Below are 25,309 nucleotides of genomic sequence, written 5' to 3' on the forward strand. Positions count from 1 at the left end.
TCAGATCTGCACCCGGGTGCCCAGCTCCACCACCGCGTTGTCGGGCAGCTGGAAGAAACCGGCCGCATTGCCGGCATTGCGGCTCATCGCGGCGAACAGGCGTTCGCGCCAGGCCACCATGCCCTCGCCCGGCGTGGGCACCACCGTCTCGCGGCTCAGGAAGTAGCTGGTGTCGAACAGCGGCACGTCCAGCCCCTGGGCCGCACAGGCCGCCAGGGCATGCGGCACGTCCGGCGTCTCCATGAAGCCGAACAGCAGCCGCACCCGCCAGAAGCCGGGCGCCAGCGCCTCCACCTCGGCCCGCTGCGCCGGCTCCACCCAGGGCTGGTCGGCAAAGCGCACGTTCAGGATGACGTTGCGCTCATGCAGCACCTGGTTGTGCTTGAGGTTGTGCAGCAGGGCCTGCGGCACGGTGCTCGGGTCGGCCACCGCGTAGACAGCCACCCGGCTGGCCCGCGGCGTGCTGCTGGCGGCCAGCTCTTGCACGAAGGGCGCCAGTTCCAGGCCGTCGCGGCGGATGGCCTCCAGCACCAGGGCGCGGCCATGGCGCCAGGTGCTCATCAGGGTGAAGAACAGCGCGGCCATGGCCAGCGGGAACCAGCCGCCGTCGACGAACTTGATGGCGCAGCCGGCGAACAGCGCCACATCCACCACCAGGAACAGGGCCGTAGCCGGCCCCACCACCCAGGCCGGCAGCCCCCAGGCCCGGCGCACCACCACATAGGCCAGCACCGTGGTGATCAGCATGGTCAGCGTCACCGCCACGCCATAGGCCCCGGCCAGCGCGGCCGAGCTGCGGAAGGCCAGCACCGCCGCCAGCACCCCCACCAGCAGGGCCCAGTTCACCAGCGGCAGGTAGATCTGGCCCTGCTCACGGGCCGAGGTGTGGCGCACCGCCATGCGCGGCAGAAAGCCCATCAGCATCGACTGCCGGGTCATCGAGAAGGCCCCCGAAATGACCGCCTGCGAGGCGATGATGGCCGCCAGGGTGGCCAGCACCACCGCCGCCGGTTGCCAGGCCGGCGGGAACATGTGGAAGAAGGGGTTGGCCAGGGCGGCCGGATCGCGCAGCAGCAAGGCGCCCTGGCCCAGGTAGTTCAGGGCCAGGGCCGGCAGCACCAGCCCGGTCCAGGCCAGCTGGATGGGGCGGCGGCCGAAGTGGCCCATGTCGGCGTACAGCGCCTCGGCGCCGGTCAGCGCCAGCACGATCGCCCCCAGCGCGGCGAACACATGCCAGCCCCGCTCCACCAGGAAACGGGCCGCATGCAGCGGGTTGAGCGCGGCCAGAATGGCCGGCTCGCGCAGGATCTGCCACAGGCCGGTGCCCCCCAGCGTCAGAAACCACAGCACGATGACCGGCCCGAACAGCCGCCCCACCGCGGCCGTGCCGTGCCGCTGCATGGCGAACAGGGCCACCAGCACCACCAGCGACAGCGGCAGCACCGCATGCGACAGCCCGGGCGCAACCACCACCAAACCCTCCACCGCACCCAGCACCGAGATGGCGGGGGTGATCACGCTGTCCCCGTAGAACAGGGTGGCGCCGAACACGCCCAGCATCAGCAGCGCCGCCCGCCGTGCCGGCCGCCCGCCCGCCACCTGGGCCGCCAGCGCGGTCAGGGCCAGGATGCCGCCCTCGCCCCGGTTGTCGGCCCGCAGCACCAGCACCACGTACTTGAGGGTGACGACGAACATCAGGGCCCAGAACAGGGTGGACACCGCGCCGGTCACGGCCTCGGCCGTCAGCGGCACGCCGTTGGCCGGCGAGAACACCTCGGCCATGGTGTAGAGCGGGCTGGTGCCGATGTCGCCGTAGACGACGCCGATGGCGCCCAGCACCAGGGCGCTCAGCGGGCCATGCGCCGCGGACGCACCGGAGGAGGATCGTGGGTCGGAGCTCATGCCGGCAGTGTGGGCCGGCCGGCATCAGGAACGCATAAGCGGCGTCCGGCCCTCAGCCGGCGGCGTCATCGGCCGGCTCGGCCGGCTCGGCCGGCTCGGCCAGACGGTAGCCCACGCCGGGCTCGGTCAGCAGCCAGCGCGGGGCAGAGGGCTGGGCCTCCAGCTTGGCGCGCAGCTGGCCCATGTACAGGCGCAGGTACTGGGTCTGCTCCACCGCCTCGGGGCCCCACACGTCGGCCAGCAACTGCCGGTGGGTGACGACCTGGCCGGCGCTGCGCACCAGCCGGGCCAGCAGGCCGAACTCGGTGGGCGTGAGCCGCACCGGCTCGCCGGCCCGGGTCACCCGCCGCTGGGCCAGGTCGATGCAGACCTCGCCATGCCGGTAGTGCAGGGCCGCAGGGTTCACCGTGGTGCCGCGGTGGCGCCAGGCCACCCGCATGCGGGCCAGCAGCTCGCCCACGCTGAAGGGCTTGACCAGGTAATCGTCCGCCCCGGCGTCCAGCAGGCGGATCTTGTGGGCATCGGCCTGCCGCGCCGAGACGATCAGCACCGGCACCTGGCCCTGGCGGCGCACCTGGGCCAGGAAGTCCTCGCCCTCGCCGTCGGGCAGGCCCAGGTCCAGGATGACCAGCTCGGGCAGCGCCTCGCCGGCATGGCGCCACAGGGCCTGGGCCTCGGCCAGGCTGGCCGCGGTGCGCACCGCAAGGCCCTCCAGCTCCAGCGCGGCCTGCCAGGTGCTGCGCAGCTGGCGGTCGTCCTCCACCAGCAGCACGCGGCGGCTCATGCCGGGCCTCCCGGTCTCGTCTGTGGCCACGGGCTCCGGCCCGGCCGGCTGCGGCTGCACCGGCAGCCAGCATTCGAAGGCACTGCCGCCGTGGGCGCGGGGCCGCACCCGCATCTCGCCGCCATGCGCCCGGGCGATGGCCCGGCACACCGCCAGCCCCAGGCCGGCCCCGGACCGGCGGCCCGCGGGCGCCGCCCCGTCGGGGCCGCGCTGGAAGGGCTCGAAAACCTTGTCGCGCCAGGCCGCGGGCAGGCCCGGGCCGCGGTCGCGCACCGCCAGCACGATGCGGCCGTCCTGCCGCCGCGCCAGCACCTCCACCGGCGCCTCCGGCGGGCTGTGGCGCAGGGCGTTGTCCAGCAGGTTGTCGAGCAACTGCGCCAGCAGCAGCGCGTCGCAGTGCAACAGAGGCAGATCGGGCTCGGCGCGGCCGCTCACCCGGGCCTCGGGCCAGCGGCGGCGCAGACGGTGCAGGGCCGCGCCCACCACCTCCTCCGGAGATTCCCAGTCCAGGCGCAGCTGCAGACCCGGGGCCTCCAGCCGGGCCAGCTGCAGGGTGTTGTCGGTCAGCCGGCTGAGCTGCTCGGTCTCCTCGACGATGGTGCGGGCCAGGCGCTGACGCTGCGCCGGCGCCATGCGCTCGCCCTGGGTTTCCAGCGACGAGGCCGCGGCCAGGATGGTGGCCAGCGGCGTGCGGTGGTCGTGCGAGACCGCCGCCAGCAAGGCATTGCGCAGACCCTGGGCCTGTTCACGCGCCCGGGCGGCCTGCTCGTCGGCCGCCGCCTGGGCCCGCTGGCGGGCCGCGCCCCACAGGTCGCACAAGGCCTGCAGGTGCAGGCGCAGCGCCTGGGCCTCGGCCTGAACGGCCTCGCCCCGCAGGGCCGCCGCACCCCAGGCCTGGCGCGTGCCACGCAGGGGCAGCACCCAGAAGCCCAGGCCCTCGTGGTAGCCCGTGCCCGGCCCCATGGGGCGGGCTTCGGCCAGGGTGTGGCGCAGGGCGGCACGGGTTTCGTCATCCCCCACCGGGCCTGCCACCGCCCAGGCGGGCTCGGCTCCTGACATCCGGGGCCCCGGCGGCCAGGCCATCAGGCTGACGTCGGCCCCGCAGGCCTGGCGCAGCCGATCGGCCAGTTCCGGCAGCAGGGACAGGGGCTCGTCGCCTTCGCGCAGGCGCTCGCTCCAGCGGCGCAGGGCCTGGGCCTCGCGCGCATGGCGGCGGGCCCGCGCGGCTTCGCGTCGCTGCGCGCCCAGCAGCAGGGCCACCTCGGCATGGATCAGCAGCATGCCCAGCAGCAGCCCCAGGTTCTGCATGCCGTCGACCCGGAAGGTGCCTTGAGGCGGCACGAAGCCCCAGTTGAACAACAGGGTGCCCAGGCCGCCCAGCGCGATGCTCACCCCGACGGGCAACCACACGGCGGCCAGTGCCCCGCAGGCCAGCAGGATCAGCGCCTGGTTGGCCAGGTCCAGCCGGGGGCCGCCCCACAGCAGCGCGCTCCAGCCCAGCAGCCAAAGGCCCAGGGCCGCGCCCACGCGCCAGGCCGGATGCGGCCGGGCGCGGGCAGATTCGGGGGAGGCGAAGCGCGGCATGGGCGCAACGATAACGGCAGTGGCGTCAGGAACCCATCAGGGACGGCGCCCCCCGGGCCGCCACCCACTGGCTGGCACAGGCTTTGCATCGATAGGTTCGCTATAGTTTCATGTATATAACGCGACAAGGAGGCCCCATGCCCCAGGTCAGCTCCCCCTCCGTGCAGATCGCCTGTCTGCGCGGCATCCACCCCGGCCCGAGCGGGGCCGAAGCCGTGCTGGCCCTGTCGGGCTGGCAGTTCCTGCGCCTGCCGCTCACACCCGGCGAGGCCGCGCGCTGGCGCCCCCGCGTGGGGCAGGCCGTGCAGGTCGATCTGGACGCCCGCCAGATGAGCAGCGTGCAGGAGCCGCACCATGGCTGAAGCCGCCATCGACCCCCTGGCCTGGCTGGACGAGCTGCCCGCGGACTATGCGGTGCAGGTGGTGCCGCCCATCCGCTACGAAAGCCACGAAGACGGCCTGGCACATGCCCGCATGGTGGTGGGGCTGGATGCGCAGGGCCAGCGCTGCTACCTGCGCCACACCCACACCGTGACCGAGGACCGCTTCGACATCGACGAGTTCCCGCTGGAGGTGGCGGTGCTGCGCGAGCGGCGCATCGCCTGGCGCCTGGCCGACGGCCAGTGGCTGACGCTGCTGGACCGGGTGGACCGCCTGGACAGCTGCCGCCCCCGGGTGGTGCGCGAGGGCCCGCACCCGGCCCCCAGCCCGCTGCCCTCGGCCTGACATCCGCCCCCAAGCCGACAAACCCGACAACGGCGACACCCGCCCCCCCGATGGCCTCCCAGTTCCCACCCGAGCTCCCCGCGCCTGCGCGCTGGCAGCCCTGCGACCACGCCTGCCAGCGCACCTTGCGCTGGCCGGTGCGGCAGGACGCCACCCTGCTGCCGGAAGGGGACGGCCCCGCCCTGCCCCCGCCGGCAGCCCTGCCCGAGGTGCCACCGCCGGCCCACAGCGTGCTGGCCCTGTGCGGCGAGGCGGGCATCCGCCGCCTGGTGCACCGCCACATGACCCGTTTGCGGCTGACCCCCTTGCTGGCCGAGGTGCAGGATTGCTTCGACTGCGTGGCCGACCGGGTGGCCGACTTCGTGATCGAGTCCTGCGGCGGCCCGCTGTACTACAGCCAGCACCACAGCCGCCTGCAGGCCGGCGGCGGGCTGCCGGTGCTGCTGGACGAGGTGGGGCGCGAGATCTGGCTGGTGCAGCTCTGGCACAGCTTCGACGATGTGGGCTGGCCACGCGGCCTGCGGGCCGATCTGTGGCGCTGGGCCGAGCCCTTGTCGCTGCACCTGCTGGCGCCCCGGGCCCGGCGTGCACCGCTGCGGCGCTACCCCTTCGAGGAGGTGCGGGCCTGGTTCCGCGCGTCGGCCTGAGTGGCCTCAGGCCACGTCGACCGGGCCGATGCGCACCTGCACCTCGGCCGGCGGCGCGAAGTACGGTGCCGAGCTGACCAGCAGGTCGGCACCAGCGCGGGCATAAGCCAGGGCATTGCCCCGGTTCACGCCGCCGGCCGGCGCCAGGCGCGGGGCCAGGCCCTCGGCCCGCAGGGCCCGGTGCAGCCGGGCCACCGCCTCGGGCGTGAAGCGTTCGAGCTGCAGCACCTCCACGCCCAACCGGGCCAGGGCCAGCGCCTCGTCCTCATCCCCGGTCTCCACCACCAGGCGCTTTTCCGGCTGCTGATGGCGCAGGGCCTGCAGGCGCGCGGCCACCTCGCCGGCCGGCAGCAAGGCCCGGTGCTCCGGGAAGACCAGCAGCGTCTCGGACAGGCCTAGCCGGTGCATCACGGCGCCGCCGGCCTCGATGGCCTGGGCCGCCCACCAGTGGGTGCCCGGCGGGGCCTTGCGGGTGCAGGCCACGGCGGTGTGCAGGCCCTCGGCCCGCAGCACCTCGACGATGGCGGCCGCGCCGCGGGCCATGCCGCTGGCGGCCTCCACCAGGTTCTGGGCCACCTTCCAGCCCAGCAGCACGCCCTCGGCCGGCCCCTGTCCGGCCAGCAGCGGCGCGCCATCGTCCACCCGGGCGCCGCTGGCCACGGCGGGCTGGGCGGCCACGCCGCAAAGCTGCAGCAGGCGGGTGGCGGCCTCGATGCCGGCCACCACGCCCGCGCCACGCGCCTGGAAGCGGATCTGGGCCGCGCATCCCGTCAGGCCCAGGGCGCGGGTGCTGAGGTCGCCATGGGGGGCGTCCTCGCGCAGCAGGGCGCGCAGGCGCTCATCTTCCAGGCCACCCGCCCAGGGGCCGCTCAGAGCAGGCTGCAGGGCGGGGCTCATCCGCCCCCCGCTTGCGCCAGCAGCTGGCGCACGGCGCGGGTGCGGTCATCCTCGACCGGCGGTGGCCGCAGGCCCAGGCCGCTGTGCAGCAGCTCCCGGCCGATGCCCCGGTGCACGTCCACCTCGCGCACCACCCGGCCCTGCTCCAGCACGCAGGCCACATCGGCCAGGGCCAGCACGTCCTCCACGTCATGGGTGATCAGCAGCATGGGGATGCGCCAGCGCTCGCGCACCAGGGCCAGTTCCTGGCGCAGGCTCTGCCGCAGCAGCGGGTTCAGGGCGGCGAAGGGTTCGTCCAGCAGCAGCAGCTCGGGCTCGCAGGCCAGGGCGCGGGCCAGGGCCACGCGCTGCCGCTGGCCGCCCGAGAGCGCGCCCGGCCGGGCCTGCGCCAGACCGGTCAGGCCGAAGGTCTCCAGCAGCTCCGCCACCCGCTGGGCATCGGCCGGGCGCAGCCGGCGACGACGCCAGCTGGTCAGCCCGAAGCCCACGTTCTCCTGCACGCTCAGGTGGGGAAAGAGCGCGTAGTCCTGGAACAGATAGCCCACGCGGCGCTGGGCGGCGGGCAGGTCCACGCGCGCCCGAGCGTCGAACAGCGTGCGGCCACCGATGCGTACATGCCCGCCCTGCGGCTGGATCAGCCCGGCGATGGCCTGCAGCGTCAGCGACTTGCCCGCGCCCGAGGGGCCGAACAGCGCCAGCACCGGCGCGTCGCTGGCAAAGCGCACCGCCAGCTCGAAATGCCGGCGGCGGTCGGCCACCGCCAGCTGCAGGTCGACGTCGATCATGCCGGGTACTGCTCCGCTTCGGTCTTGCGCGGCCAGCTCAGGGCTTGCCGAAGCCCGCGGCGGCGAGCACCTTCTGGGCCGGCGGGCTCAGCAGGTAGGCGGCGAACTTCTCGGTCGCGGCCTTTTGCTTGCTGTCGCTGACCAGGATCATCGGATAGCTCACCGGCGTGTGGCCGCCGACGGTCATCACCACCTTGACCTTGTCGGCCATGATGGCCGCGTCGGTAGAGTAGACGAAACCGGCGTCCACCTCGCCGCGCGAAACATAGTCCAGCACCTGGCGCACGCTGTCGGCATAGACCAGCTTGGGCTCCAGGGCGCTCCACAGGTGCACCGACTCCAGCGACTCCTTGGTGTAGCGGCCCACCGGCACGCTGGCGAGCTTGCCCACCGCGATGCGCTTGACGCCGCTGCCGTACAGATCGGCCAGGCCGGTCACCGGCTTCGGGTCCTGGGTCGGCAGGATCAGCACCACCGTGTTGGTGGCCAGGGTCTTGCGGGTCGGGGCATCGAAGAGCTTCTGGCCGATGCCCTTGTCCACCGTGGCCTCGTCGGCGCTGATGAAGAGGTCCACCGGCGCGCCCTGGCTGATCTGCTGCAGCAGCACCCCCGAGGCGGCGAAGTTGAACTGCAGCTTCACGCCGGGATGGGCGGCCTCGTACTTGGCGCCCAGGTCCTTGAGCACATTGGTCATGCTGGCCGCGGCCGACACGGTCAGCTGCTGGGCCGAAGCCGCCAGACTGGACAGGCCCAGCACCATCGCCCCCAGGGCGCTCAGCAGGCTGCGGCGGCTCAGTGCGGTTTCAGGGAAGGACATGGACAACACCTCCAGAAGTGGAAAGAAGATTCAGGTCTTGCGGGCCAGCAGCCAGTTGGACAGGCCCAGCACCGTCACGGACAGCACCGAGGTGAGCAGCACCAGGGCCAGGGCGATGTCGTCCTCGCCCGCCTGCACCGCGTCGTAGATGGCCATCGACAGGGTCTGGGTCTTGCCCGGGATGGAGCCGGCCACCATCAGCGAGGCACCGAACTCGCCCATGGCGCGGGCAAAGGCCAGCAGCGTGCCGGCCACGATGCCCGGCCCGGCCAGCGGCAAGGTGACACGCAGGAAGACCGACCAGGACGACTGCCGCAAGGTGCGGGCCGCGGCTTCGAGCTGGCGGTCCACCTGGGCGAAGGCGGCGCTGGCCGACTTGAGCACCAGCGGCAGGGCCACGATGGCCGAGGCCACCACCGCCCCATGCCAGCTGAAGATGATGGAGTAGTCCAGGTGCGCGTGCAGCCAGCCGCCCAGCACACTGCGCCGGCCGGCGGCCAGCAGGATGGCGTAGCCGATCACCGTGGGGGGCAGCACCAGCGGCAGCATGCAGATGGCCTCCAGCAGGCCGCGCCCGGGCAGCCGGGTGCGGGCGAAGACCCAGCCCAGCCCCACGCCGAAGCACCAGGCCAGCGCCGTCGCCACGCCCGCCACCTTCAGCGAGAGCCAGAACGGGGCCCAGTCCAGGGCTTGTAGGGTTTGCCACATTCGCTGTATTTTGACGTATATAACGAAGATCAAGCAAACACCGGGCCAAGATCGCTCGTCGTGGATCACCCGCGCTCGGTCGCGGGGCTCAGTGGGGATGGGCGCCGGCCGTGGCCGCTGCAGCGGTTGCCAGGGCCAGGGGCGTGGTGGTGCTGTCGTCCTCGGGCGCCTCGAAGCACTGCGCGTGGTCGGAACAGACAGCGCAGCTGGGCGACTTGCAGATCAGGATCTCCGCCTGCTGGCAGAGCTGACGGTAGAAGAACTTCTTCCACTTCATGTCGCCGGTGTTCAGCGCCACCAGCGAGGGGAACCAGTGGCGCAGCAGGGCACCCAGCTCGCCGCGGTGGGCCAGCTGCAGGTCCTGCCAGAGGTGGTCGTCGCCCAGGCAGGCCACGGCCACCGCCTGGGCCACCAGCCAGGCCATCTCGGCCGGGCCGGCCGCCGGGTCGGCATGGGCCAGCAGCAGGCCGCGCACGTCCTCCACCTCATCGCCCCGGCGGGCCAGGCGGTCGGCGAAGTCGGTGCGCAGTGCCGGCTGGGCCATGGCTCAGACCTCGGCTGCGGCGTGCGTGTAGCACTTCTTGGGGCAGATCTTCGCGCAGGCGGTGCAGCCGATGCACAGCTCCTGGTGCGCGATGGTCATCACCTTCTTCTCGTATTCCTCGTCCTCGTCATCGTCCATGTCGACGTGGATGCGTTCGCCGTCCTCGGTCAGACCGACCAGTTCCAGCACGCCACGGGGGCAGACCTTGAAGCAGCGGCCGCAGCCGATGCACTTGTCTTCGTTGAGTTCCTGCACGAAGGTGGGCGTCCATTCGGCGCCGCTGGGCAGGGTGACTTGAAAGGCGGACATGGTGGGGCTCCGGCTCAGGCGGGGGTGGCGTCGGCCAGCGCCTTGCGGGCGGCCATCAGCTTGGCGTGGGCGTCGTGGGCGGTCTGCGCCACCTCGAGGATCTTTTCCCAGTTGGTGGGCAGTTCCTCGGACAGGTCGTGCAGGTCCATCTTGGCCTGGGTGGCCTTGGCGTTGAGTTTCTTGACCTCGGCCTTGAGGGTGTCGATATCAGCCATAGGTGGCCACCTCCTTGTACTTCTCGACCATGCCGACACCTTCGGCCACCAGCTTGTTGCCGGCCTCGGCGAGCTTGGCCAGGCTGGCATAGCCGAAGCGGTGCACGTCGCGCAGATAGCGGTTCACCACGATCAAGCGGCCGGTGGTGAGCACCGCGCGGCCGAAGCCCTCGTGGCTCATCTTCATCATTGGGCTGACCATGCAGCCGGTGGCCCGTTCGATGCACAAGCCGACGGCGTTGTGGAACAGGTCCAGGCGCCAGAGGGTCTCCGGGTCTGGATCGCCCATCATCGGCAGCGCCTTGCGCTGCTCGACGGTCAGGATGTAGGGCTCCAGCAGCTTGAGATCGGGTTTGCCTTCCCAGGTGCCGTGGGTGTCCTGGGCGCGCAGCTGCTTGATCAGCTCGCGGATGAAGGGGTCCTGCTGCAGCAGGGCCTCGTCGGAGACCTCCGCGGCGGGGGTGGCGACAGCGTCGTTCATGGGTTCACTCCTCGAAGTCGTGGGTCACTTCCTGGCCCTTGACCAGCGCCTTGCGCAGCCAGGGCGGCGGGGTGCCCTTGAGCACCTCCTGCAGCTTCTCCAGGATGTCCAGGATGGGTTCGGGCTGGGGCACCTTGATCGGGTGGATCTTCAGGGCCACCACGCGGGCCGCGCCACTGCCACCGATGGCGGCCACGTAGAGGATGGCGCAGTCGTGGATGGCGTCCAGCTTGGGCGCGAGCTTGTCTTCGTTGCCGTCCTCGGCCAGGTCCTCACCGAAGTGGAAGGTCTGCACGAAGCTGAAGCCCTCGGGCGTCACGTCGTAGATCGCCAGGTGCTTGGCCCAGCCGAAGTGGGCGTCGACACGCTGCTCGTCCTGGGTTGCGAAAGCCACTTTCATTGCAGGCTCCTCGGGTGGATGGAATAGGGGGTCACACCGCCGCGTCGGCGGGGCGTGCGCGGGGGATCTGGGCCGGCACATGGGCCACGCCGGGCATGGCCGCGGCCACCTGCCCCTGGGCGGCGGCCAGCGACAGCGCCGGCAGCGGCCAGTCGTCGGCGTGGTGGTGGTGGATCAGGTCGATGAACAGGTTGCCCAGCTCGTAGACGAAGTTGCGCGTGCCGCGGTAGCCGACATGGCAGATGTGGGCGTTGCCGATGCGGTCGAACATCGGGATGCCCAGGCGGAACAGCGGCAGGCCCAGACGCTCGGACGCCTGGCGGCCGTGCGCGTGGGTGATCAGCACATCGCAGCCGGCCGCCTTGGCCGCCAGCTCCAGGTCTTCCAGGTCACCGATCACCACCTCGTTGGCGGGCAGGCGCGCCAGCACCGGGCTCTGGGTGGTGGTGACGCAGACCGACAGCTCCACGCCCATCTCGGCCAGGAAGCTGCCGGCGTCCCACAGCAGGTCGGGCTCGGCGCCAATGGCCACCCGCTTGTTGCCGAAGTGGAAGTGGCCGTCCAGCATCGCGTCGACCAGCTGGCTGCGCTGGCGCCGCCACTTGGCGGGCACGGGCCGGCCGGAGAGCTCGGACAAGCACTGCATCAGCGCGTCGGTGGCGGTCAGGCCGGTCAGGCGGTCGAACAGGGTGAAGGGCACACCGCAGCGCGCCTGCAGCTTCTCGGCGGCTTCGCGCATCTGCTCGCCCAGGGCCAGGCAGTGCTCGGCCGTGCCCAGGGCCTTCAACTCGGCCAGCGGGGTGCCGCCCAGCGTGGTGCCCAGCCAGTCGTCCGGGATGTGGCCGTCGAGCGAGCCGGAAACGTCCGGTGCGATCAGCGGGGTGAGGCCGAAGGATTCGATGATCTCGCGCAGTTCCTCCAGGTCGCCCGGGGTCAGGTGGGCGCCCGGCAGCACCGCCACGCGGCCGGCCACGGTGGGGCGTCCGGCTTCGGGCAGGTTCTTCACCAGGGCGGTGACCGCATGGGCCCAGCCGTCCTGAAAGGCCCCCACGTAATCGGGCGTGGAGACGTAGACGATCTCGGTGTCGGCCAGCTCGGGGTGCTTCTGGCGGGCCAGCTCGATGTAGGCCTCCACATCGTCGCCCTTGGTCTCGGTCAGCCCGGTGGAGCAGATGGCGATCAGCTGCGGCTTGGCCCGCTGGCGGATGTTGAGGATGGCCTTCTCGATGTTCTCGTAGCCACCCAGGATGGTGGTGACCTCGTTCATCGCCGTGGTCTGCAGCGGGATGGCCTCCTTGAAGTGGCGCACCAGCAGCACCAGACCGAAGGAGGTGCAGCCCTGCGAGCCGTGCATGACGGGCATGCAGCTCTGCAGGCCCATGAAGGCGTAGCTCGCGCCCAGGGGCTGGCTCATCTTCAGCGGGTTGACCGCGCACGCCTTCTTGGATTCGCTGACATGGGCCATGGGGGCACTCCTGCACAAGCGGGTTCAGGCGCTGCATCGCAGGTTTGGTGCCAGCCTTCAAAAGCGAGAAAAATCAAAGACTTGCCCTTGAACGGGTCCACGCTCGGCAAAAACGGGGATCCGGCGGAGAGGGGAATTGGCGGATTTGAGACAAAGTCCACCTGTGCCACGGCCTCGCGCCTTCAGTGACCTTCCACCCGGTCGAAAACAGGGTGACATCCGACATTGAGTCCCACCATGCCCATCGAAGCCCTGTGCGGAATCCAGCTCGCGCTCTATGCCGTGGGTTGGGGCCTGGCCGCCTGGCTGATCGTCGAAGAGCGGCCGGCCATGCTGCACTGGATGGCCTATGCAGCCCTGCAGGCGGGCTCGGTCGTGCTGGCCGTGCCCGCCCTGAGTGCAGGCACCTCCCCGCCTCCAGCGGCCTTGCTGGCCTCCATCCTGGGCTTTGCCGCGGCCGTGCGCGGACTGGACGTGTTCGTGTCCGGCCGGGCCCGGCACGACCGCTGGGGCCTTGCCCTGCTGCTGGCCATGGGGGTGGGCATCGGCGCGGTGGCTTGGCTGGGCCAGGGGGCGACGGTCCGTTCCCGCTGGGAGGGGGTGCCCTACAGCCTGGGGCTGTCGCTGATGCTGCTGTCCTATGCCGCCCTGAGCTGGCAGCCCCTGCGGCGTGAACACCGCGCCTGGACCACGGTGGTGCTGCTGGCGCCGCTCTGGAGCACCGCCCTGCTGGGCCTGCTGTCGCTGTGGGGCCGCACCGAACTCGACGACGCCGACCTGCAGGCCATGCGGGCCGCGGCGCGCACCCCCAATGCCATCCTGACCATGGTGATGTCGGGCGTGTTCAACATCGCCTTCCTGGTGCTGCTGGTGGGCCGCCTGCTGACCCGCTTGCGCGAAGGCGCCCGCGTGGACCACCTGACCGGCGTGCTCAACCGCCGCGCCATCGAGGAGCGGCTGGACGCGGCCTGGGAACAGCACCGGCGCACCGGCTGCGGCCTGGCCATCGCGATGATGGACCTGGACCACTTCAAGCGCATCAATGACCTGCAGGGCCACGAGGCCGGCGACCAGGCTCTGGCGCTGGTGGGCGAGACCCTGCGCGAGCAGCTGCGTCCCTACGACAGCGCGGGTCGCTGGGGCGGCGAGGAATTCCTGCTGATCTGGCTGGGCCCCTCGGCCGAGGGCGTGCTGCGCAGCTGCGAGCGGCTGCGCGAGGCCCTGACTCAGCGCGCCCAGGCCCAGCTGAAGATGCCACTGACCGCCAGCTTCGGCGTGGCGATGCTGCGCGCCACCGACGTGGCCGAGGTGGATCTGGTGCGCCGCGCCGATGCCGCGCTCTACCAGGCCAAGCGCGAAGGCCGCGACCGGGTCTGCCTGGCGGGCCCGGCGCCGGTGTTGCACGCGGCCTGAGGCGGTTCGATCAGGGTCATCAGTCTGCGTTTGCGGTGATTGGCCTGTGAAGAGGCTGACTGCGGCGCGGTCCGCGAGGGCGAGGACGCCAGGCAGAGGCTTCGCTCATGTCCCCCGGCCCGGCCCCAGGGCCGGACCTCCTCCCTGACTTCGCTGCGCCCCGGCCCGACGCCCTCGCCCCGGCACACGTGTCTCACTGGCCCGGTCAACAGGGCACACCGATGGCCGGCGGCGGATGGGGCGTGTTCCGCCCGAAGTCAAGGAGGAGCCCTCGGACGCCGTCCGAGGGCGGGGGACATGAGGGCGGGACATGCCCCATCCGCCGCCCCCGCCACTGCACTGCGCAGGCAGACCTCTCAGAGGTCGAGAAACCAAAAGAACCTCAACCCGCCGCCGCCTCGCTGGCCAGTTGCGCCGCGTCCTGCTCGCGCAGCAGCGGGTCTTCCAGCTCCCAGGGCGCGGGCGTGCGCACCTGCGCCCACATCGGGTTGAACAGGGCCTTTTCGATCTCGGCCACCATGGTCACCATGCCCTCGTAGCCGGCAAAGGCGTGGTGGCGCTCCTGGTTGATGTCCATCCAGGGCATGCGGGCCTTGAGCGCGATGAACTGGCTGCGCCCGCCGCTGAGCATGATGTCGGCCTTGGCCTCGCGCAGCATGGCGTACATCTGGCGCGGGGTCATGTCGTCGATCATGTGGGCGTCGTCGCCCATGATCTCCTTGATCTTGTCCTTGTCTTCCTTGGTGGACTTCTTCACCGAGGTGCCCACCACCTGCAGACCGGCCTCCTGCAGCGCCGAGACGACCGACCAGCTCTTCACGCCGCCGGTGATCAGCAGCACCTTCTTGCCGGCCAGGCGCTCGCGGTAGGCGCGGATGCGCTCCCAGGCCCGCGCCTCCTCGGCCGCGATCAGGGCCTCGGTGCGGTCCTTCAGCTCCGGGTCGGCACCGCGCTCCACCAGCAGCCGCGCGATCTCGCGCAGCGTGGTGCTCATGTCGGAGATGCCGTAGAACGAGCCCTCGAAGTACGGGATGCCGTAGCGGTCCTGCATGCGCGTGGCGATGTTGATCATCGACTTGGAGCAGACCATCATGTTGGCCTTGGCCCGGTGCGCGGTGGCGATCTCGTGGTAGCGGCCATCGCCCGAGATGCAGGACAGGATGCGCACGCCCAGCGCGTCCAGCAGCGGCTTGATCTGCCAGAGTTCGCCCGAGAGGTTGTACTCGCCGATGATGTTGATGTCGTAGGGCGTGGTGGTCTCGGGCTCTTCGGTGCCGATGACGTAGTCCAGCACGCTCTCGGCGCCCAGCTTGTTGCCCAGGTTCTTCGGGCCGGCAAAGCCCGGCGCGTTGACCGGGATGACCGGCTTGCCGAACTTCTCGGTGGCGCGCTTGCAGACGGCCTCGATGTCGTCGCCGATCAGCGCGGTGACGCAGGTCTGGTAGACGAAGACGGCCGGCGGGTCGTACTTCTCGACGATCTCGCGGATGGACTTGAACAGGCGCTTCTCGCCGCCGTAGATCACGTCGAGCTCGTTGATGTCGGTGGTGAAGCCGGTGCGGTAGACCTGCGAGCCGCTGGAGGCGCTGTGCCGGTTGTCCCAGCTGTTGCCCTCGCAGGCGATGGGACCGTGCACCAGGTGGGCCACGTCGACGATGGGCTGCAGCGCGATCTTGGCGCCGTCGAAGGCGCAGCCACCGGCCGCGGCGCCCGGCGTGAGCTGCTTGGTGCAGCCCTTCTTGCGCTCTTTCTCGCTCTTGCCCTGGTTCTTGTCACAACCGGGCTCCTCGAAGACCTGGGCGATCTTGGCTTTCAGCGACGCGGACATGGGAAGCCTCCTGGCGCAGTGCGCGCATGGTGCGGTGCCTGCGTCCATGCAGCTTCGGTGCCAGCCCCTGGCCCGCCAGGAAGCTGAGGCAGATCAAGCACTTGGCGCATCCACCCCGGCCCGACAGGCTTGGCGGCTTTGCGACAAAGCCCACAGCCGCCGGCGACGGCGTTTGATCTGACGCAGAAGCCGGTGGACTGCCATCGTCACGTCATGCAGCCGACCCGGAACCGTCACGGCGCGTGGTCACGCTGGCGGGGTTTCAATCCCCATGGAGCCACACACCGTGCCCGCCTTCCTCGACAAGCTGCGCACCCTGCGCTGGGACGACCACCGCTACTACCACCAGTGCCGCATCAACCAGACGCTGCACCTGATCAGCGCCATCAGCTTCCTGGTAGCCTACGGGCTGCTGTTCGTGGACCCGGCCGCCGCCGCCATCGTCGGCTGGTGCGTGGGCATGGTCAGCCGCCAATCGGGCCACATCTTCTTCGAGCCCAAGGGCTACGACGACATCAACGGCTGCAGCTACGCGGCCAAGGAAGGCTTCAAGGCCGGCTACAACATGCGGCGCAAGGCCATCCTGATCGGCGTGTGGCTGGCGCTGCCGCTGCTGCTGTGGGCCCGGCGCGACCTGTTCGGGCTGATCACGCCCAGCACCGGCACCGTCGGCGTGCTCGGCCTGAGCGGCTACTGGCACGACCTGGGCCTGCTGTGGCTGGCCCTGGGCACGGGCGGCGTGCTGCTGCGCACCCTGCAGCTGTGCTTCCTGCGCAGCCCGGCCTGGGGCCTGGCCTGGATGAGCAAGATCCTGACCGATCCGCTGCACAACATCGACATCTACTGGCGCTCGCCCATCGCCCTGCTGCAGGGCCAGCGCTACGAGCCGATCGACCCGGCCACCGCGCACTGAAGCACGGGCAGGGCCGGTGAGCAGGGTCAGGCCGGCAGGCGGAAGCCGCTGATGACCTGCGCCAGCTGACCGGCCTGCTGCCGCAGGCTCTCCGAAGCCGCCGCCGACTGTTCGACCAGGGCCGCGTTCTGCTGGGTCATCTGGTCCAGGTGGGAGACGGCGGTGTTCATCTCGGCGATGCCGCGGCTCTGCTCGCTGGCCGCCACCGAGATCTCGCTGACGATCTGGCGCACCTGGGCCACGCTGTCCACCACCTGCCGGATGGTCTGCCCCGCATCGCCGACCAGGCGGGCACCGCTGCTGACCTGTTCCACGCTGGCGCCGATCAGGGTCTTGATCTCCTTGGCCGCCTCGGCACTGCGCTGGGCCAGGCTGCGCACCTCGCCGGCCACCACGGCAAAGCCGCGGCCCTGCTCGCCGGCCCGGGCGGCTTCCACCGCGGCGTTCAGGGCCAGGATGTTGGTCTGGAAGGCGATGCCGTCGATCACGCCGATGATGTCGGCGATCTTCTGGCTGGCCTGGTGGATGCCGTCCATGGTGGTCACCACCTGCTGCATCACCACCCCGCCCTGCTGGGCCACGGTCTCGGCGCCATCGGCCAGGCGGTTGGCGGTCTGGGCGGCCTCGGCCGTGTGCTTGACGGTGCCGGTGAGCTCCTCCATCGAGCTGGCGCTCTCCTCCAGGCTGGAGGCGGCCTGCTCCGTGCGGGCGCTGAGGTCGCTGTTGCCGGCGGCCACCTCACGGCTGGCCACCTCGATCGAATCGGTGGCCTGGCGGGCCTGGCTGACCAGGTGGCGCAAGGCGGCCTGCATCTGTGCCACGTCCTGCATCAGCCGGGCGGCTTCGGAGTCTCCTGCCAGGGTCGGCACCTCGCGGCTCAGGTCGCCCTGGGCGATGCTCTGGGCGGCATCCTGCAGACGGGCCAGCGGCGCGGTGATGCTGCGCACCTGGTTCCATCCCAGCGCCGCAGCCAGCAAGGCGCACACCGCGGTGACGCCCCACAGGGTGTTGCGGGCCGCCACCAGCTCGGCATCGATCTGCTGCCCCAGCGTGGCACTGCGACCTTGCTGGAACTTCACCATCTCGGTGGCCTCGGCGATGTAGGCGTTGGTCACATCGCGGAACTTCTCGCCCGCGGTCAGGCGGGCATCGGCATCGCCCTGGGCCTTCATCACCGCGTCGCGCTCGGCCATGTAGAGCTTGCGTACCTCGCCCAGCCGAGCCTGCAACTGCAGACCCTCGGGCGTGGTCTCCATCTCCACGTAGCGTTTCTGGATCTCGGACGTGCGTCCCGTCGTGGCCTTCACCACGTCCTTGAAGAAGGCCGCCAGGCGCTCGTCAGCGGTGACGCCGATGGCCAGGGCCCGCTGGGAGTTGACGACGATGTTCTCGCGCCACTCCTGGGCCAGGGCCAGGCGCTCGGCCTGCTCGCTCAGCAGCACATGGCTGTCGGCCTCGACCTTGCGCAGCTGGCGGAAGGTCAGACCGGCCATCAGCACCATCAGCAGGATGACCACGCCATACCCCAGGGCGAGCTGTCGCCCCACCTTCATCTGACCCAACGTATTCATGAGAGCGTCCCTTCGACGGTTCACATCTGGTTCTCGGATATCGGAACAAGACTCCGGCGACTTGACGGTGACCCGCGCGGCAGCTACCGCCCGTGGAACTCAGACGCTCGGGCCGGTGGCCGCGAAACGCCAGGTGTTGCGCCCGGCGCCCTTGGCTTCGTAGAGCGCACGGTCGGCTTCGCGGGACAGGGCGTCGAGCGTGCCCCCCTGGGCCGGATAGCAGGCCACACCGAAGCTGGGGCTGGTGTTCATGGCCTGGCCTTGGAACACGACCGGGGTCTCGAAAGCCTGGACGATGCGCCGGCACACCGGCTCGATGGCCTGCGGCTCGCTCAGGCCCGACAGCAGGATGGCGAACTCGTCACCGCCGATGCGGGCCACGGTGTCCACCTCGCGCACGGCCTGGCGCAGGCGCTCGGCCGTGGCCTGCAGCAGGGCATCGCCCGCGGCGTGGCCCAAGCTGTCGTTGATCTGCTTGAAGCGGTCCATGTCCAGCAGCAGCAGGGCGAAGCCACCCTGCCCTTCGCGCCGCACGGCGCTGGCCAGGCGCTCGAAGTGCTCGGCCAGCATGCGCCGGTTGGGCAGGCCGGTGAGCGCATCGAAGTAGGCCATCTCGGCCAGCTTGGCCTGGCTGAGCTGCAGTTCGGCGGTGCGCTGCTGCAGCTCGGCCGTGCGTTCGGCCACCAACTGCTCGAGTTCGTGCTGACGTCGGGTCAGCCACAGGGTGCGCACCCGCATCAGGCCCCACAGCGCCAGGGCGACCAGCAGCCCCATCAACACCCGCGCCAGCATGTGCTGGTACCAGGCCGGCTGCACCTCGACCCGGATCGCCAGCGGCGGCTCGGTCCAGAGCCCGTCGGCGTTGGACGCGCGCAGCTCCAGCATGTATTCGCCCGGCGGCAGGTTGGTGTAGGCCGCACGGCGCCGGCTGGCGTCGGTGTTCACCCAGGCGTCGTCGTAGCCGCTGAGGCGGTAGGCGTAGCGGTTGGACGCGGGCGCCAGGAAGTCCAGGGCCGCGAACTCCACCGCCAGGTCATGCACGCCCGGCGGCAGGCGCAGCAAGCCGGCGTGCCCGGGCTGGTTGAAGCCGCCCAGGGCCTGGGGCTTGCCGCCCACCCACACCTCGGTGGCCACCACTGGCGCCTGGAAGGCGCGCCAGCCCACCACCTGGGGCACCACCACGCTGATGCCCCCCAGGCCGCCGAAGATCAGTTCGCCCTGCGCGGTGCGCCCGCCCGAGCCGCCCCAGTACAGGGCCAGCGCCACCCCGTCCTTGGCGCCATAGCTGCGCACCTCCAGGGTGGCAGGATCGATCTGCACGATGCCCTGGTCGGTGCTGGCCCAGATCTGGCCGCCCTTGTCCTGCAGGACCTTGTTGACGAAGTCCTTGGGCAGGCCTTGGGCGGTGCCGAGGTTCCGGATGCGTGGGGCCACCCCCTCCGGGTCTTCGACCACGAACAGGCCGGTCCCGCCGGTGGCCACCCACAGCCAGCCCCGCTGGTCCACCAGCAGGGACATCACGTTGGCGCTGGCCAGCGCCGGGTTCGGTGCTCCGGCGCCGGCCCCCAGGCGCCGCACATCGCCGGTCAGCTCGTTGAGCAGGTTGACCCCGTTGGAGGTGCCCACCCAGAGGTGGTGGATCGTGCCCCGGGTCATGGCCTGCACGCGCTGGTCGCTCAGCAGGACGCGGGCATCGGGTGGGTCGGCCCGCGCCGGTCCCCGGGCAGACAGCCTGAACCGCCACAGGCCATCGTTGCCCCCCACCCAGTAGCCGGTCCAGCCGTCCACCAGGTAGGCGGCATCCTCGGTGGCGCGGCGCCCGGGCACCTCCAGCCGGCGCACCTGCTGGCCGGCCAGGGTGGCGGTGTACAAGCCCTTGCGGGTGCCCATCAGCACCTTGCCTCCGGGCAGCGGCAGGGCGGACAGCACCCACTCATTGGGCAAGGCGGTGCGGGGGCGCGACGCATCGGCGCGGATGCGTCCGACCACGCCGCGCTCGGGATCCACGATGTCCACCCCTTCGCTGCCCACGCCCAGCCAGATGTGGCCATCGGGCATCGGGCTGACAGAAGGCACATCATCACTGCGAAGCGTGTCTCGCGGGCCATCGCCCCCCAGGATGGTGTGGACGAAGCTGGTCTGCAGGTTGTGGCGCAGCAGGCTGCGGGCCGTGCCCACCCAGAGCACGTCGGACCGGTCCTTGAAGATCGACCAGATGCCGTCGCTGTCCAGGCCATAGGGGCTGCCCACGTTGCGGTGGATGCTGCGGGTGACCAGCGTGGTCTCGTCCACCAGCAGCAGGCCGCTTGCCTGGGTGCCGACCCAGATCTGCCCCTGGCCGGGATCGACCAGGGCACGGATGTTCTCGGCCCGCAGCCCCTGGCCGCTGAGCGCGACCCCGCCGACCTGCCGGACCGTGCCGTTGGCCGGGTCCAGCACCCGCAGTCCGTGGTGGTCCACAGCCACCCAGATGCGCCCGTGGCCATCCTCGATCAGGTGGCTCACCCGGGAATCGCTGGCCGGCACGCCGGGCAGGTTGACGGCCTGAAGATCGCCGCCATCGGCACGGCCACGGAAGAGGCCCCAGCCGGTGCCCACCCACAGGCGGCCGCCCCGATCGGTCAGAAGGGCGTTCACCGAGAGGCTCTTCAGGCTGCCCCCCAGAGAGGTGGGCTCGGCATGGCCGCTGACGGGATCCAGCCGGTCCAAGCCCGCCGGGGTGCCCACCCAGAGCTTGCCGCCCGGTGCACCCGCGAGCGCATTCACCCCCACATGGCGCAGACCGTCCGGCCCTCCGCCCACCGGCTGGAAGTCGTCGGTGGCGGCACGGTAGCGCACCAGGCCGTGGGCCGCGGTGCCCACCCAGAGCGTGCCATCCGGCCCCACCCACAGCGACTGGATGAAACCGTCGGGCAGGCCCTGCGGGTCGTTCAAGTCGGCGGAATAGGTGCGCAGCCGGTAGCCGTCCCAGCGCACCAGACCCTGCTGGGTGCCCACCCACAGAAAGCCGGTGGCGTCCTGGGCCATGGCCATCACGCCCAGGTCGTTGGGCTCGCCGTTGGTGTTGGCGATGCGCTGGAAGAGGCGGTCGTCCCAGCCGTTCCAGCGGCCGAACGGCTCCGCCCACGCCGTCAGACTGGACAGCGCGATGCACAGGAACAGCAGCAGACCTCGGAGCATGCGGGGCGGGGACAGGAGGAAGAGGCGGGTGGGACGCCACCCGGTTGGAATGCATCCCGCCTCCGGACAGAAGCGGGGGATTCTCCGTCCTATCGGACTGCCGGGGGAAAACCTGAGCCCCGGGGCCCCTCAGTGGTCGTCGGCCAGCACCTCGACCGCAATCAGTTGCTCGCGCAGGGCCCAGCGGGCACGCCAGCCGCCCGGGGCATCGAACAGGGGGTCCGGCGCGTCCACCGCCGCCAGGGCCACGTCCTCATGGCCATAGACCCGCCACTGGCCGCCGCGGGCCTGCAGCGCGGCCAGGCCGGCATCCAGCGGCGTCACCGGCTCGGGCCGCAGCTGGCCCAGGCCCAGCAGGTGGTCGGCCCGGTACAGCGGGGTGTCCCAGCCATGGGCGTCGGCCAGGGCGCAGATGGCCGGGCAGGCGCTGCGGGCATCGGCGCTCTCGGGCGTGCGATCGGCCATCTCCAGCAGCTCGCGGGCGGTGATGACATCGTGCACGGCCCAGGCCTCCAGCGGGTCCTGGGCGCAGACCTTGCGCAGGAAGTCGTCGGCGTCGTAGGCGAACCAGCAGTTCGCTGGCGCGGACTCGGGCTGTTCGACCACGAAGATCATGGCCGATATCCCCTTATTCCACGCCTTCGGCGCAGGCCTTCTTCCAGACCGCCTGGCGCAGCCGCTCGGACACCGCCAGCGGTGTGCCATCGAAGCTGTCATGGTGGCGGCGCAGCGCCGCCTGGGCCACCGAGGCTTCGGCCAGCGTCAGCGGCAGGCGACCGGCCATGTGGGTGGCCTTGGGAACGGCCTGCAGAATGGCCTGCCGGTTGGGATGCTCCTCCAGGACGACGATCTCGTCGGTCTCGGGCTGGCCCGCGAGACAGATCCAGCCGTTGATCACCTCGACCAGACGACCGTCCAGCGTGGTCTTGACCCAAACTCGTTCGGACATCGCGGGCTCCTTGGAGGGAAGCAGGAAAACGGGACCGACCCGCGGCAGGCCGCGGGCCGGTTGGGGGGACATCAGCGGATGATGTCGTAGCTGTAGTCCGTCTTGCCCGGGATGATGGTGTTGGCATCCAGGGTTTCGAAGTACTCGTCCAGGAACATCACCAGCGTGCGCAGGGCACCCTCGTAGCCCCAGGTGGGGAAGCGGTGGTAGTGGTGACGGTCGAAGATCGGGAACACCATGCGGATCAGCGGGGTGCCGGTGTCACGCTCCAGGTACTTGCCGTAGGTGTTGCCGATCAGGAAGTCCACCGGCTCCACGTTCATCAGGCTGCGCATGTGCCACAGATCGCGCTTGGGGTAGGCCTTGCAGCCGGCACCGTAGGGCGACGCGTCGAACAGGGCCTGGACCTTGGTCGCCCAGTCCTCGGTGCCGTTGGTGGACAGCACGTGGGCCGGCTCGGCGCCCAGTTCCAGGATGAACTCGGTCAGGCCCAGCAGCTGGTCCGGGTCGCCGTACATCGCGAAGCGCTTGCCGTGCAGGTGGGCCTGACTGTCGGCCATGGCGTCCACCAGGCGGCCGCGTTCCTTGATCAGCTGATCGGGCACGTCCTTGCCGGTCAGGTCGGCGATGGCCTGGATGAAGCGGTCGGTGCCGGCCACGCCCACCGGGCAGTTCAGCACGACGACTTCCTGACCCTTGTCCTTCAGGTACTTGATCGTCTTCTCGGCGCAGTACTCCTGGAAGACGATGGTGGCCTTGGCGTTCAGGGCCTTCTCGACGGTGTCCTTGGTGGTGCCGCCTTCGTACATCCGGAACTCGCCGTCGGTGGGGGTGTCCCACACCTCGGACGGGTCGCAGATGATGTTGTAGCTGGCGCCGAACAGGTCGAAGATGCGCTTGATTTCGCGCATATTGCCCACGACGAAGCCGTCGAAGCCACCGATGAAGTTGATCGAGTCATCGGCCACACGGGTCAGCGGCGCGGTGGTGCCCGACTTGCCGTCCCAGAAGTGTTGCAGCACGCCCAGCAGCGCGTTGTCGTAGCCGGTGATGTGGCTGCCGACGAAGGCCGGGGTGTGGGCGTACGGCACGTCGAATTCGGCCGGGATGCTGCCCTTCTCCTTCGAGGTCTTGATGAAGGCGTTCAGGTCGTCACCGATCACCTCGGCCATGCAGGTCGTCGAGACGGCGATCATGTCCGGCTTGTACAGGTTGTAGGTGTTGGCCAGGCCGTCGATCATGTTGTTCAGGCCGCCGAACACAGCGGCGTCTTCCGTCATCGACGAAGACACGCAGCTGGTCGGCTCCTTGAAGTGGCGGCTGAAGTGCGAGCGGTAGTAGGCCACGCAGCCTTGCGAGCCGTGCACGAAGGACAGGGTCTTGTGGAAGCCATTGGCCACGTAGACCGCGCCCAGGGGCTGGCAAGCCTTCGCCGGGTTCACGACCAGGGAGTCGCGGGCGAAGTTCTTCTCCATGTAGTCGCGGGACTTGGTCCAGTCGCGGATTTCCTGGACCTTGGTGTCGCTGTGGTTGAACTCGAAGTTCTCCTTCTTGTTCTTGAACAGCTCCTGGTATTCCGGCTCGCGGAACAGCATTTCGTGGTCAATGACCTTGTCGGCGTTTTGAGGCATGGTGGCGCTCCAGACGATTCAGGTTGGATGGGCAGGGGACGAGCCGGGCTTCAAGCCGCCTTCTTCTTGAAGGGCAACTTGGACAGACCCCAGATCGGGCTGGAGATGGCCATGTCCATGTCACGGGCGAAGATGGCGAAGCCGTCGTAGCCGTGGTACGGGCCGGAGTAGTCCCAGCTGTGCATCTGACGGAAAGGCACGCCCATCTTCTGGAAGACGTACTTTTCCTTGATGCCCGAGCCGACCAGGTCCGGCTGGACCTTCTCGACGAACTTCTCGAACTCGTAGCCGGTCACGTCGTCATAGATCAGCGTGCCGTCCTTGATGTAGTGGGTGGTGCGCTGGTAGTCGTCGTTGTGGGCGAACTCATAGCCCGTGCCGACCACTTCCATGCCCAGGTCCTCGTAGGCGCCGATCACGTGACGCGGACGCAGGCCGCCCACATACAGCATGACCTTCTTGCCCTGCAGGCGCGGCTTGTACTTGGCGATCACCGCCTCGACCATCGGCTTGTACTTGGCGATGACCTTCTCGGCGTTGGCCTTGATGGTGTCGTCGAAGTGGCTGGCGATTTCGCGCAGGCTCTTCTCGATCATGCTCGGGCCGAAGAAGTTGTATTCCACCCAGGGAATGCCGTACTTCTCTTCCATGTGCCGGCTGATGTAGTTCATCGAGCGGTAGCAGTGCAGCACGTTGAGCTTGGCCTTGGGGGTGTTCTCCAGCTCGGCGATGGTGCCGTCACCGGACCATTGGGCGATCACGCGCAGACCCATCTCTTCGAGCAGGATGCGGCTGGACCAGGCGTCGCCACCGATGTTGTAGTCGCCGATGATGGCCACGTCGTAGGGGGTCGAGACGAAGTCCGGACGCTTGTTCGGATCGGTCTTGTCGAAGACCCAGTCGCGGATCGCGTCGTTGGCGATGTGGTGGCCCAGCGATTGGGACACGCCGCGGAAGCCTTCGCAGCGCACCGGCACGATGGTCTTGCCTTCGTATTCCTTGGACTTCTTCTTCGAGACCGCCTCGATGTCGTCGCCGATCAGGCCGATCGGGCATTCCGACTGGATCGAGATGCCCTTGTTCAGCGGGAACAGGTCCTGGATCTCGTCGATGATCTTGTCGAGCTTCTTGTCACCGCCGAAGACGATGTCCTTCTCCTGGAAGTCGGAGGTGAACTGCATCGTCACGAAGGTGTCCACACCGGTCACGCCGATGTAGTAGTTGCGGCGGGCGGCCCAGCTGTACTGGCCGCAGCCCACCGGGCCGTGGGAGATGTGGATCATGTCCTTGATCGGACCCCACACCACGCCCTTGGAGCCGGCGTAGGCGCAGCCGCGGATGGTCATCACACCCGGCAGCGACTTGATGTTGGACTTCACGCCGCAGTCGGGCTTGCCTTCTTCGTAGGTGCCCAGGTGCTTGGCGCGACGCTTGGCCATCTTTTCGGGATAGGCCTTCAGGACTTCGTCGATCAGGGCCTTGTTCTCGGCCTTGCGGTCTTCAACAGTGATGCTCATGGTGGATGCTCCGTCAGGTTCCAGCGCGGGGGGTTGGGGCACC

24 protein-coding genes are annotated in these 25,309 nt (G+C 70.0%); 5 read left to right on the forward strand and 19 right to left on the reverse strand.

Going from position 1 to position 25,309, the window contains the following annotated elements:
• Nucleotides 1-1,902 (reverse strand): potassium transporter Kup, encoded by a 1,902-nt coding sequence (locus I73_RS21275; RefSeq protein ID WP_022982468.1) that lies wholly within the window; start codon nucleotides 1,900-1,902, stop codon nucleotides 1-3.
• 52 nt (nucleotides 1,903-1,954) lie between these two features.
• On the reverse strand, nucleotides 1,955-4,270 hold the full coding sequence (locus I73_RS34190) for an ATP-binding protein (RefSeq protein ID WP_083876969.1): 2,316 nt from the start codon (nucleotides 4,268-4,270) through the stop codon (nucleotides 1,955-1,957).
• A 137-nt stretch (nucleotides 4,271-4,407) separates the two neighbouring features.
• Here I73_RS34190 and I73_RS21290 point away from each other — a divergent pair, with 137 nt between their 5' ends.
• From I73_RS21290 to I73_RS29670, 3 genes are read left to right on the forward strand one after another with little or no spacing between them, the layout of a single operon-like run.
• Complete coding sequence (locus tag I73_RS21290) at nucleotides 4,408-4,632, forward strand: hypothetical protein (protein ID WP_022982469.1); 225 nt, start codon at nucleotides 4,408-4,410, stop codon at nucleotides 4,630-4,632.
• Complete coding sequence (locus I73_RS31115) at nucleotides 4,625-4,996, forward strand: hypothetical protein (RefSeq protein WP_022982470.1); 372 nt, start codon at nucleotides 4,625-4,627, stop codon at nucleotides 4,994-4,996. Before I73_RS21290 ends, I73_RS31115 begins: the two co-directional genes overlap by 8 nt.
• A gap of 50 nt (nucleotides 4,997-5,046) precedes the next feature.
• On the forward strand, nucleotides 5,047-5,643 hold the full coding sequence (locus tag I73_RS29670; protein WP_022982471.1) for a hypothetical protein: 597 nt from the start codon (nucleotides 5,047-5,049) through the stop codon (nucleotides 5,641-5,643).
• Between the two features lie 6 nt (nucleotides 5,644-5,649).
• Here the strand turns inward: I73_RS29670 and modD are convergent, their stop codons facing one another.
• The 10 genes from modD to nifN all read right to left on the reverse strand — a co-directional run bounded on the left by modD (nucleotide 5,650) and on the right by nifN (nucleotide 12,264).
• Nucleotides 5,650-6,540 (reverse strand): ModD protein, encoded by an 891-nt coding sequence (gene modD, locus I73_RS21305; RefSeq protein WP_022982472.1) that lies wholly within the window; start codon nucleotides 6,538-6,540, stop codon nucleotides 5,650-5,652.
• Nucleotides 6,537-7,325 carry an ABC transporter ATP-binding protein gene (locus I73_RS21310; RefSeq protein ID WP_022982473.1) on the reverse strand — a complete coding sequence of 263 codons (789 nt, stop codon included), beginning with the start codon at nucleotides 7,323-7,325 and terminating at the stop codon, nucleotides 6,537-6,539. Before I73_RS21310 ends, modD begins: the two co-directional genes overlap by 4 nt.
• A gap of 37 nt (nucleotides 7,326-7,362) precedes the next feature.
• Nucleotides 7,363-8,142: a molybdate ABC transporter substrate-binding protein gene (gene modA / locus I73_RS21315; protein WP_022982474.1), complete on the reverse strand. Its 780-nt coding sequence runs from the start codon at nucleotides 8,140-8,142 to the stop codon at nucleotides 7,363-7,365.
• 30 nt (nucleotides 8,143-8,172) lie between these two features.
• Complete coding sequence (modB, locus tag I73_RS21320; protein ID WP_022982475.1) at nucleotides 8,173-8,850, reverse strand: molybdate ABC transporter permease subunit; 678 nt, start codon at nucleotides 8,848-8,850, stop codon at nucleotides 8,173-8,175.
• 88 nt (nucleotides 8,851-8,938) lie between these two features.
• Nucleotides 8,939-9,394, reverse strand: coding sequence for a nitrogen fixation protein NifQ (locus I73_RS21325; protein ID WP_022982476.1), 456 nt, complete (start codon nucleotides 9,392-9,394; stop codon nucleotides 8,939-8,941).
• A 3-nt stretch (nucleotides 9,395-9,397) separates the two neighbouring features.
• Nucleotides 9,398-9,703 carry a ferredoxin III, nif-specific gene (fdxB, locus tag I73_RS21330; RefSeq protein WP_022982477.1) on the reverse strand — a complete coding sequence of 102 codons (306 nt, stop codon included), beginning with the start codon at nucleotides 9,701-9,703 and terminating at the stop codon, nucleotides 9,398-9,400.
• Nucleotides 9,704-9,717: 14 nt separating this feature from the next.
• A complete protein-coding gene (locus I73_RS21335) occupies nucleotides 9,718-9,918 on the reverse strand; it encodes a CCE_0567 family metalloprotein (protein WP_022982478.1) in 201 nt (66 codons plus the stop codon).
• On the reverse strand, nucleotides 9,911-10,399 hold the full coding sequence (locus tag I73_RS21340; RefSeq protein ID WP_022982479.1) for a NifX-associated nitrogen fixation protein: 489 nt from the start codon (nucleotides 10,397-10,399) through the stop codon (nucleotides 9,911-9,913). The genes I73_RS21335 and I73_RS21340 overlap by 8 nt, the downstream gene beginning before the upstream one ends.
• Before the next feature lie 4 nt (nucleotides 10,400-10,403).
• Nucleotides 10,404-10,799 (reverse strand): nitrogen fixation protein NifX, encoded by a 396-nt coding sequence (gene nifX, locus I73_RS21345; protein ID WP_022982480.1) that lies wholly within the window; start codon nucleotides 10,797-10,799, stop codon nucleotides 10,404-10,406.
• Nucleotides 10,800-10,830: 31 nt separating this feature from the next.
• A complete protein-coding gene (gene nifN / locus I73_RS21350; protein WP_022982481.1) occupies nucleotides 10,831-12,264 on the reverse strand; it encodes a nitrogenase iron-molybdenum cofactor biosynthesis protein NifN in 1,434 nt (477 codons plus the stop codon).
• 237 nt (nucleotides 12,265-12,501) lie between these two features.
• Between nifN and I73_RS31120 the strand changes: the two genes are divergently transcribed.
• The gene (locus I73_RS31120; protein ID WP_022982482.1) at nucleotides 12,502-13,677 is read left to right on the forward strand and encodes a diguanylate cyclase; all 1,176 of its coding nucleotides are present in this window, start codon (nucleotides 12,502-12,504) and stop codon (nucleotides 13,675-13,677) included.
• Nucleotides 13,678-14,059: 382 nt separating this feature from the next.
• On the opposite strand, the gene nifE is transcribed toward I73_RS31120, so the two are convergent.
• A complete protein-coding gene (gene nifE, locus I73_RS21360) occupies nucleotides 14,060-15,505 on the reverse strand; it encodes a nitrogenase iron-molybdenum cofactor biosynthesis protein NifE (protein WP_022982483.1) in 1,446 nt (481 codons plus the stop codon).
• A gap of 286 nt (nucleotides 15,506-15,791) precedes the next feature.
• Between nifE and I73_RS21365 the strand changes: the two genes are divergently transcribed.
• The gene (locus I73_RS21365) at nucleotides 15,792-16,418 is read left to right on the forward strand and encodes a hypothetical protein (RefSeq protein ID WP_026097036.1); all 627 of its coding nucleotides are present in this window, start codon (nucleotides 15,792-15,794) and stop codon (nucleotides 16,416-16,418) included.
• 26 nt (nucleotides 16,419-16,444) lie between these two features.
• Here I73_RS21365 and I73_RS34635 read toward each other — a convergent pair whose 3' ends face one another.
• The 6 genes from I73_RS34635 to nifD form a co-directional block, all read right to left on the reverse strand.
• The gene (locus tag I73_RS34635; RefSeq protein ID WP_026097037.1) at nucleotides 16,445-17,989 is read right to left on the reverse strand and encodes a methyl-accepting chemotaxis protein; all 1,545 of its coding nucleotides are present in this window, start codon (nucleotides 17,987-17,989) and stop codon (nucleotides 16,445-16,447) included.
• Between the two features lie 99 nt (nucleotides 17,990-18,088).
• Entirely contained in the window at nucleotides 18,089-21,169 is a 3,081-nt protein-coding gene (locus I73_RS29680) for a ligand-binding sensor domain-containing diguanylate cyclase (RefSeq protein ID WP_022982486.1), read from the reverse strand.
• Between the two features lie 129 nt (nucleotides 21,170-21,298).
• On the reverse strand, nucleotides 21,299-21,784 hold the full coding sequence (locus I73_RS21380; RefSeq protein WP_022982487.1) for a hypothetical protein: 486 nt from the start codon (nucleotides 21,782-21,784) through the stop codon (nucleotides 21,299-21,301).
• 13 nt (nucleotides 21,785-21,797) lie between these two features.
• Complete coding sequence (locus I73_RS21385; RefSeq protein ID WP_022982488.1) at nucleotides 21,798-22,118, reverse strand: hypothetical protein; 321 nt, start codon at nucleotides 22,116-22,118, stop codon at nucleotides 21,798-21,800.
• A 71-nt stretch (nucleotides 22,119-22,189) separates the two neighbouring features.
• A complete protein-coding gene (nifK, locus tag I73_RS21390) occupies nucleotides 22,190-23,749 on the reverse strand; it encodes a nitrogenase molybdenum-iron protein subunit beta (RefSeq protein ID WP_022982489.1) in 1,560 nt (519 codons plus the stop codon).
• A 50-nt stretch (nucleotides 23,750-23,799) separates the two neighbouring features.
• A complete protein-coding gene (gene nifD, locus I73_RS21395; RefSeq protein WP_022982490.1) occupies nucleotides 23,800-25,266 on the reverse strand; it encodes a nitrogenase molybdenum-iron protein alpha chain in 1,467 nt (488 codons plus the stop codon).
• Nucleotides 25,267-25,309: the final 43 nt, after the last annotated feature.

The organism is Ideonella sp. B508-1, from assembly GCF_000333615.1.
In the GTDB taxonomy this organism is placed as follows: domain Bacteria; phylum Pseudomonadota; class Gammaproteobacteria; order Burkholderiales; family Burkholderiaceae_C; genus Ideonella.

What these genes read in the sequence shown, in the direction of transcription:
- I73_RS21310 (WP_022982473.1), bottom strand. Translation starts at nt 7,325, where the DNA reads ATGATCGACGTCGACCTGCAGCTGGCGGTGGCCGACCGCCGCCGGCAT.
- I73_RS21385 (WP_022982488.1), bottom strand. Translation starts at nt 22,118, where the DNA reads ATGTCCGAACGAGTTTGGGTCAAGACCACGCTGGACGGTCGTCTGGTC.
- I73_RS21325 (WP_022982476.1), bottom strand. Translation starts at nt 9,394, where the DNA reads ATGGCCCAGCCGGCACTGCGCACCGACTTCGCCGACCGCCTGGCCCGC.
- I73_RS21335 (WP_022982478.1), bottom strand. Translation starts at nt 9,918, where the DNA reads ATGGCTGATATCGACACCCTCAAGGCCGAGGTCAAGAAACTCAACGCC.
- fdxB (WP_022982477.1), bottom strand. Translation starts at nt 9,703, where the DNA reads ATGTCCGCCTTTCAAGTCACCCTGCCCAGCGGCGCCGAATGGACGCCC.
- I73_RS21340 (WP_022982479.1), bottom strand. Translation starts at nt 10,399, where the DNA reads ATGAACGACGCTGTCGCCACCCCCGCCGCGGAGGTCTCCGACGAGGCC.
- I73_RS34190 (WP_083876969.1), bottom strand. Translation starts at nt 4,270, where the DNA reads ATGCCGCGCTTCGCCTCCCCCGAATCTGCCCGCGCCCGGCCGCATCCG.
- nifD (WP_022982490.1), bottom strand. Translation starts at nt 25,266, where the DNA reads ATGAGCATCACTGTTGAAGACCGCAAGGCCGAGAACAAGGCCCTGATC.
- modD (WP_022982472.1), bottom strand. Translation starts at nt 6,540, where the DNA reads ATGAGCCCCGCCCTGCAGCCTGCTCTGAGCGGCCCCTGGGCGGGTGGC.
- I73_RS21275 (WP_022982468.1), bottom strand. Translation starts at nt 1,902, where the DNA reads ATGAGCTCCGACCCACGATCCTCCTCCGGTGCGTCCGCGGCGCATGGC.
- nifK (WP_022982489.1), bottom strand. Translation starts at nt 23,749, where the DNA reads ATGCCTCAAAACGCCGACAAGGTCATTGACCACGAAATGCTGTTCCGC.
- I73_RS29680 (WP_022982486.1), bottom strand. Translation starts at nt 21,169, where the DNA reads ATGCTCCGAGGTCTGCTGCTGTTCCTGTGCATCGCGCTGTCCAGTCTG.
- modA (WP_022982474.1), bottom strand. Translation starts at nt 8,142, where the DNA reads ATGTCCTTCCCTGAAACCGCACTGAGCCGCCGCAGCCTGCTGAGCGCC.
- I73_RS31120 (WP_022982482.1), top strand. Translation starts at nt 12,502, where the DNA reads ATGCCCATCGAAGCCCTGTGCGGAATCCAGCTCGCGCTCTATGCCGTG.
- I73_RS34635 (WP_026097037.1), bottom strand. Translation starts at nt 17,989, where the DNA reads ATGAATACGTTGGGTCAGATGAAGGTGGGGCGACAGCTCGCCCTGGGG.
- I73_RS21290 (WP_022982469.1), top strand. Translation starts at nt 4,408, where the DNA reads ATGCCCCAGGTCAGCTCCCCCTCCGTGCAGATCGCCTGTCTGCGCGGC.
- nifN (WP_022982481.1), bottom strand. Translation starts at nt 12,264, where the DNA reads ATGGCCCATGTCAGCGAATCCAAGAAGGCGTGCGCGGTCAACCCGCTG.
- nifE (WP_022982483.1), bottom strand. Translation starts at nt 15,505, where the DNA reads ATGTCCGCGTCGCTGAAAGCCAAGATCGCCCAGGTCTTCGAGGAGCCC.
- modB (WP_022982475.1), bottom strand. Translation starts at nt 8,850, where the DNA reads ATGTGGCAAACCCTACAAGCCCTGGACTGGGCCCCGTTCTGGCTCTCG.
- I73_RS29670 (WP_022982471.1), top strand. Translation starts at nt 5,047, where the DNA reads ATGGCCTCCCAGTTCCCACCCGAGCTCCCCGCGCCTGCGCGCTGGCAG.
- I73_RS21380 (WP_022982487.1), bottom strand. Translation starts at nt 21,784, where the DNA reads ATGATCTTCGTGGTCGAACAGCCCGAGTCCGCGCCAGCGAACTGCTGG.
- nifX (WP_022982480.1), bottom strand. Translation starts at nt 10,799, where the DNA reads ATGAAAGTGGCTTTCGCAACCCAGGACGAGCAGCGTGTCGACGCCCAC.
- I73_RS31115 (WP_022982470.1), top strand. Translation starts at nt 4,625, where the DNA reads ATGGCTGAAGCCGCCATCGACCCCCTGGCCTGGCTGGACGAGCTGCCC.